Below are 6,235 nucleotides of genomic sequence, written 5' to 3'. Positions count from 1 at the left end.
GGCTCGTCGACGTTGATCGCCGAGACCTGGACGAACCGCCGGATGCCGAGCTGGCCGGCGGCCGCGATCGACTTCAACGCCCCTTCGAGGTCGACGGTGCGCTTGCGCTCGACGTTGCCGTCCGGCCCACCGCCGGCGCTGAACACGACCGCGTCGCAGCCGTCGAACGCTGCGGCGAAGCCGTCGACGTCCTGGCCCTCGATGTCGAGCAGGCGCACCTCGGCTCCCAGCGCCTCGAGTCCGGCGCGGTGGTCCTCGTTCCGCACGAGCGCGACGGGCTGGTGGCCGGCGGCGACGAGGAGGGGGTGCAGCAGGCGGGAGATCTGGCCGTTGCCTCCGACGATGGCGATGCGCATGACACCAACCTACGCACGACGGTCGCCGGTCCTTCACCTGCGCATCGGCCGCGCGCCACCTGCGACTGGTCGGCTGCAGGCATGACAACTCGGACCATGCCCCGGCTCGGAAGCGCCTTCCTTGCAGCCACCACCCTCGCGCTCGTCTCCATCGGCGCCACGATTCTTCCCGCACACGCGGACCCCGACAGCGGCGCAGGCGCCGACAACAACCGGTCCGGCCGGTCCGCGACGGAGCCGTTGGTCATCGCCCACCGCGGTGCGTCCGGCTACCGCCCCGAGCACACGCTGGCGGCCTACCGCCTGGCCATCCAGATGGGCGCCGACTACGTCGAGCCCGACCTCGTCTCGACCAGGGACGGCGTCCTCGTCGCCCGCCACGAGAACGAGATCAGCGGCACCACCGACGTCTCCACCCACCCCGAGTTCGCCAGCCGCAGGACGACGAAGTCGGTCGACGGCACGCAGATCACCGGCTGGTTCACCGAGGACTTCACCCTCGCCGAGCTGAAGACCCTGCGTGCCAAGGAGCGGCTGCCCGCGGTCCGTCCCGGCAACACCGTGTACGACGGCAAGTTCGAGGTGCCGACGTTCGACGAGGTGATCAAGCTCGTCCAGGTCGAGTCCCGTCGCCTCGGCCGCACCATCGGCATCGCGCCGGAGACCAAGCACCCGACGTACTTCGACGGGATCGGCCTCTCGATGGAGGAGCCGCTGGTGCGCAGCCTGCGCCGCCACGGCCTGGACCGCCGCAACGCGAAGGTGGTGCTCCAGTCCTTCGAGACGGGCAACCTGCGCGACCTCGACCGGCTGTCCGCCGCGCCGATCGCCCAGCTGGTCGACGGCAGCGGGGCGCCGTACGACCTCAAGGCCGCAGGCCTCCCGACGACCTACCGCGACCTGGTGACGCCGGCCGGCCTCGCCGAGATCGCGACGTACGCCGACTGGGTCTCGCCGACCAAGAACCTGATCCTGCCGCGCGACGCGGCCGGGGCCATCGGCGTGCCCAGCAACGTCGTCAACGACGCGCACGCCGCGGGCCTGAAGGTGGTCACCTGGACGCTGCGCGCGGAGAACCAGTTCCTCCCGACGAACCACCGGATCGGCACCGACCCGAACGCGCACGGCAACCTGGTGGGGGAGATCCGCGCGTTCCTCGACGCCGGTGTCGACGCCCTGTTCACCGACCAGCCCGACATCGCGGTCGCCGCGCGCGACGCATGGGTGGGTGAGCGGGCGGTCGCCGCGAACTGATCCCCGACTTGCGGGCGAAGTGCCGACCGGATTGGGGGCCGGGGGTCAAGATGGGGTGGTGCGTCCGGGACCTCGCGCCATCTCATCCCCGCCCATCCGCTCTGCGCTCGTCACGCTGCTGACGGCGTTGCTGGTCGGGGCGGTGCTGCCGATCGCGGTCGCGGGCTCGGCAGCAGCCGCGACACCCACGACCCTGAGCCTGTCCGCTCCGGCGTCGTACGCGGACCGCGACACCACGGTGACGCTCTCGCTCGTCGCAGCGGGGGCGCCCGTCGCGGGAGCGCCGGTCGTCGTCGAGCGATGGGACGGCGCCGCCTGGCAGCCCGTCGGCGGTCCGCTGATCACCGACACGGCGGGCGCCGCCACGCTGGCCGTGCCCGTCGACCGGTCGCCGACGCGCAACCTGCTGCGGGCGTCGTACGCCGGCGACGAGACGAACGCACCCGTCTCGGTGGAGTACGTCCTGCCCCTGACCGCCTTGCCGACGTCGACCTCGCTCACCGGACCGGCCACGGTGGTCGACGAACAGGCCGTCACCCTGCGCATGACCTGGAAGACCGTGGAAGGCACACCCGTCCCGGGCCGCGTCGCCCTGCAGCAGTACGTCGGCGGCGTCTGGCGCTGGGTGACGATCGTGGACACCAACGCCGCGGGGTACGTCGACGTCCGCGTGACGCCCCGGGTCGACAGCCGCTACCGCGCCCTGAGCCTGGGTGTGCCGTGGGCGGCGCGGTCCGTCAGTGCTTCGCGCCTGGTCGACAACCTTCCGGCGGGCGTGCCGGTCGCGCTGCCGGCGTCCGCGCCGCGACCCCGCATCGCCCTGCCCGCACAACCCCGGGCCACCGGAGCCGGGGCCTACCCGGTCATCACCCGCATCTCCGATGCCGTCTGGCGCAGCATGGTCGGGCGCAGCTGGCACCGCGGGTGCCCGGTCGGCCGGTCCAGCCTCCGGCTCCTGCGCATCAACTACTGGGACTACCAGGGCTACCGCCGCCGGGGCGAGCTCGTCGCGGCAGCTTCGGTGATCCGGCAGATGGCGGCGGCGCTGTCCGACATGTACCAGGCGAAGCTCCCCATCCGCTCGATGTACCGCGTGGACCGCTTCGGCTGGTCCAAGCGGGTCAATGGCGCCGACGACTACGAGTCGATGGCGGCCGGCAACACGTCGGCCTTCAACTGCCGCTGGGTGGTCGGGCGCCCCGGCGTCCGCAGCCCGCACAGCTACGGCCGCTCGCTGGACCTGAACACCTGGGAGAACCCCTATCGGTCGCGACTCGGATGGGTGCCCAACGCCTGGTGGCCGAGCCGCTCCCACTCCCGGGTGGCGTGGCGGTCGCGGACCCATCCGGTCGTCCGCATCATGACGAAGCACGGGCTCCGCTGGAGCTATGCCACCTCCGACAGCCAGCACTTCGACGCCGTACCCCGGTTCGGCCGGGTCATCGTGGTGCCCGGCTGCGGTGACGCCGTGTGTGACTGAGGGTCGGCACTAGTCTCGAGCAGTGGCCGACTGTGTCTTCTGTTCCATCGTTGCGGGGGAGTTGCCAGCGGACGTCGTCCTCGACGAGCCGGACTTCGTTGCCTTCCTCGACCGGCGACCGGTCTTCAAGGGTCACGTCCTGCTGGTGCCCCGCCAGCACGTCGTGACCTTGCCCGACCTCCCGGCCGGTCAGCGCGACGGATTCCTTGCCGCCGCGCAGCGGTTGGCGACGGCGATGGTCGAGGGCCTCGGCGCGCAGGGCAGCTTCGTCGCGATCAACAACACGGTCAGCCAGTCGGTGCCGCACCTGCACCTGCACGTCGTGCCGCGCACCAAGGGTGATGGCCTGCGCGGGTTCTTCTGGCCCCGGCGGAAGTACGCCGACGGGGAGCCCCGTGACTACGCGGCGCGCATCGCCGCGGCCCTGACGAAGCAGGGCTGACGAAGCAGGGCTGACCCGAGCCGACCTCAGATGGCGCGGGTGACCGTGATGGTGCTGTTGGTGCACCCCGCCGCGAGATCCTGCATCGCGGTCCTCTCGGAGGAGTTCACCGAGAGCCGCCATCGAATCTTCACGGCGACGAACTCCCGCAGGTAGCGGCACTTGTCGTAGGTCGGCAACCACTCGGCGACGTCCTGGTCGCCCTTGGCCTGGTTGACGTTGTCGGTCACCCCGACGAGCGAGCGGCTGTCGCCGAGGTCGTTGGCATAGGCCTGGCGCTGCGCGGCGGTCCAGTTCCGGGCGCCCGAGTCCCAGGCCTCGGCCAGCGGCACCATGTGGTCGATGTCGACGTCGGAGGGGTTCGTCCACGACACCCGGTCGTAGTAGGAGTACCAGCGGCCGCCGCTGAGGTTGCTGCACGTCACGCTGTTCTCGGACTCGACGTCGAGCACCTCGTTGCGGGTGCTGCACCCGTCGCCGTCGGCGTCGATCCAGTGGGTGAACTTGGCCCGGTCGTAGCCGGTGCGGACCTCGGTCGCGACCTGCAGTGAATTGATTGCCGTCGTCAACGGTGCGGAGTAGCTCTCGCCCGCCGCGTGGGCGGCCGGTGCGGGACCGGTGGCGAGGGTCACCGCGGCGGTTGTTCCGGCCAGGGCGAGGGCGAGCTTCTTCATGGCGGGCCTCCGAGGGGCACGTGGGTGGGCTGCCCTCCGCATGCTGCCACCATCGTGGGCGCACGCCGGCGCGTCGTACCGGACGCGTAGGCTGCGGCCGATCGTCTTCTGGAACCGCTGAAAGGTAAGCACATGGGTCGTTTCGACGGGCGCGTAGCCGTCATCACCGGAGCAGCACGCGGCATCGGCTTCGGCACCGCCACCCGGTTCGCCGAGGAGGGCGCGTCGGTCGCGATCGTCGACCTCGACGAGACCGCCGCTGCGGAGGCCGCGGCGAAGCTGCCGCTCGTCGAGGGAGCCAAGGCCATCGGCGTCGGCGCGAACGTGTCCGACGGTGCATCCGTCGAGGCCGGCGTCGAGCGCGTCGTGACCGAGCTCGGCGGCATCCACATCCTCGTGAACAACGCGGGCATCACCCGCGACAACCTGCTCTTCAAGATGACCGAGGAGGACTGGGACCTCGTCATGGGCGTGCACCTCAAGGGCGCCTTCCTGATGACGAAGGCCGCCCAGAAGCACTTCGTCGCGCAGAAGTACGGCAAGGTCGTCAACGTCTCCAGCATCTCCGCGCTGGGCAACCGCGGCCAGGCCAACTACTCCGCCGCGAAGATGGGCATCCAGGGCTTCACCCGGACCCTCGGCATCGAGCTCGGCCCGTTCGGCATCAACGCCAACGCCGTGGCCCCCGGCTTCATCGCCACCGAGATGACCGACGCCACCGCCGCCCGCCTGAAGCTGGACGTCGACGAGTTCCGTCGCCTCAACGCCGAGGCCAACCCGGTCCGCCGGGTCGGCTTCCCCGAGGACATCGCGGCCGCGGTCACGTTCCTCTCGGCCGACGAGTCGTCCTACATCACCGGCCAGACCATCTACGTCGACGGCGGCATCTCGCTCGGCACGTGAGCGCTCCCGCTTGAGCAACACGGAGCCGTCCCCGCGACACGCGGGGGCGGCTCCGTCGTACGTGAGGGGCGTGGTCCAGACTTGCTGCGTGCGCTTCTCGAAGGTTCGATCTGCCCTGCCCGCCACCCTGGTCGCCCTGAGCCTGGTCCTTGCCGGCTGCGGCGGCGGTGACGACCCCAAGAAGGAGTCGACGCCCGACGAGGAGACCTCGGCTGCCCCGGAGCCGGCAGAGCCGGAGACCTGGCCGCTGACCGGCCTCGAGGCACCGCTCGGTGAGAGCGTCGCGCTGGACCACCCGGTCATCGTCACCAAGATCGACAATTCGCCGAGCAGCGCTCCCCAGGTCGGGCTGGGCAAGGCCGACCTCGTGGTCGAGGAGCTCGTCGAGGGCGGGATCACCCGCCTGGCAGCCTTCTACTACTCGCAGCTCCCGGGCGACGTCGGCCCGGTCCGCTCGATGCGGGCCAGCGACATCGGCATCGTCTCCCCGGTGGACGGGGTCATCACGACCAGTGGCGCGGCCCAGATCACGATCGACCGGATCAACAAGGCCAAGATCAAGTACTTCCAGGAGGGTGGCCCCGGTTTCTACCGGAACAACAGCCGCTCGGCGCCGTACAACCTCTTCACCAGCCTGAAGAAGGTCGGCAAGGCGACGCGGGACGGCAAGGACGAGCGTCCGGCCGACTACCTCCCGTGGGGCACTGCCGCGGACCTGCCCGCGGGCATCCCGGCCCGCACGCTGTCCGCGCACTTCGGCAGCCACACCACCAACTGGGTGTTCCGCGACGGCCACTACGTCAACAAGAACTCCAACGCAGCCAAGGGCGACCGGTTCCAGCCCGACTCGGTCCTGGTGCTGCGGGTCGACGTCGTCGACGCCGGCTACACCGACCCGGCCGGCAACTTCGTGCCGGAGAGCAAGTTCACCGGTGGCGGTACGGCGCAGCTCTTCCACGGCGGCAACCTGATCGAGGGCGAGTGGTCCAAGGCAAAGCTGGGCGCGCCGCTCACGCTCAAGACGGCTGCCGGACCCCTCACCGTGCCCGCGGGCAAGGTCTGGATCGAGCTGGTGCCGGCCGAGGCCAACGGCGGATCGGTCGTCTTCGGCAAGTGACGTGACGGG

At 70.7% G+C, this 6,235-nt stretch carries 7 protein-coding genes; 5 read left to right on the top strand and 2 right to left on the bottom strand.

Features of this window, described 5'->3' with window-relative positions; all coding sequences use genetic code 11:
• A partial coding sequence (locus tag ACOADB_RS28085; RefSeq protein ID WP_378606944.1) for an NAD(P)H-binding protein occupies positions 1-356 on the bottom strand: 356 nt, incomplete at its 3' end.
• 81 nt (positions 357-437) lie between these two features.
• Here ACOADB_RS28085 and ACOADB_RS28080 point away from each other — a divergent pair.
• The 3 genes from ACOADB_RS28080 to ACOADB_RS28070 are packed head-to-tail and all read left to right on the top strand — an operon-like array spanning position 438 to position 3,532.
• Positions 438-1,610: a glycerophosphodiester phosphodiesterase gene (locus tag ACOADB_RS28080; protein WP_378606941.1), complete on the top strand. Its 1,173-nt coding sequence runs from the start codon at positions 438-440 to the stop codon at positions 1,608-1,610.
• A 58-nt stretch (positions 1,611-1,668) separates the two neighbouring features.
• Entirely contained in the window at positions 1,669-3,090 is a 1,422-nt protein-coding gene (locus ACOADB_RS28075; protein ID WP_378606938.1) for a M15 family metallopeptidase, read from the top strand.
• Positions 3,091-3,112: 22 nt separating this feature from the next.
• Positions 3,113-3,532, top strand: a complete 420-nt coding sequence (locus tag ACOADB_RS28070; protein ID WP_378606935.1) for an HIT family protein — start codon at positions 3,113-3,115, stop codon at positions 3,530-3,532.
• 26 nt (positions 3,533-3,558) lie between these two features.
• Here ACOADB_RS28070 and ACOADB_RS28065 read toward each other — a convergent pair whose 3' ends face one another.
• Entirely contained in the window at positions 3,559-4,206 is a 648-nt protein-coding gene (locus ACOADB_RS28065) for an HNH endonuclease family protein (RefSeq protein ID WP_378606932.1), read from the bottom strand.
• A 132-nt stretch (positions 4,207-4,338) separates the two neighbouring features.
• Between ACOADB_RS28065 and ACOADB_RS28060 the strand changes: the two genes are divergently transcribed.
• Both ACOADB_RS28060 and ACOADB_RS28055 read left to right on the top strand, forming a co-directional pair.
• On the top strand, positions 4,339-5,109 hold the full coding sequence (locus ACOADB_RS28060; protein WP_378606929.1) for an SDR family NAD(P)-dependent oxidoreductase: 771 nt from the start codon (positions 4,339-4,341) through the stop codon (positions 5,107-5,109).
• Between the two features lie 88 nt (positions 5,110-5,197).
• Complete coding sequence (locus tag ACOADB_RS28055) at positions 5,198-6,226, top strand: DUF3048 domain-containing protein (protein ID WP_378606926.1); 1,029 nt, start codon at positions 5,198-5,200, stop codon at positions 6,224-6,226.
• Positions 6,227-6,235 lie beyond the last annotated feature (9 nt).

Origin of the sequence: Nocardioides sp. CPCC 206348 (assembly GCF_048654705.1) — a bacterium.
In the GTDB taxonomy this organism is placed as follows: Bacteria; Actinomycetota; Actinomycetes; order Propionibacteriales; family Nocardioidaceae; genus Nocardioides.
This window is presented reverse-complemented; position numbering and strand designations above follow the sequence as displayed.

Excerpts from the sequence above, each read along its gene's own strand:
- ACOADB_RS28080 (WP_378606941.1), top strand. The coding sequence starts at position 438 with ATGACAACTCGGACCATGCCCCGGCTCGGAAGCGCCTTCCTTGCAGCC.
- ACOADB_RS28065 (WP_378606932.1), bottom strand. The coding sequence starts at position 4,206 with ATGAAGAAGCTCGCCCTCGCCCTGGCCGGAACAACCGCCGCGGTGACC.
- ACOADB_RS28060 (WP_378606929.1), top strand. The coding sequence starts at position 4,339 with ATGGGTCGTTTCGACGGGCGCGTAGCCGTCATCACCGGAGCAGCACGC.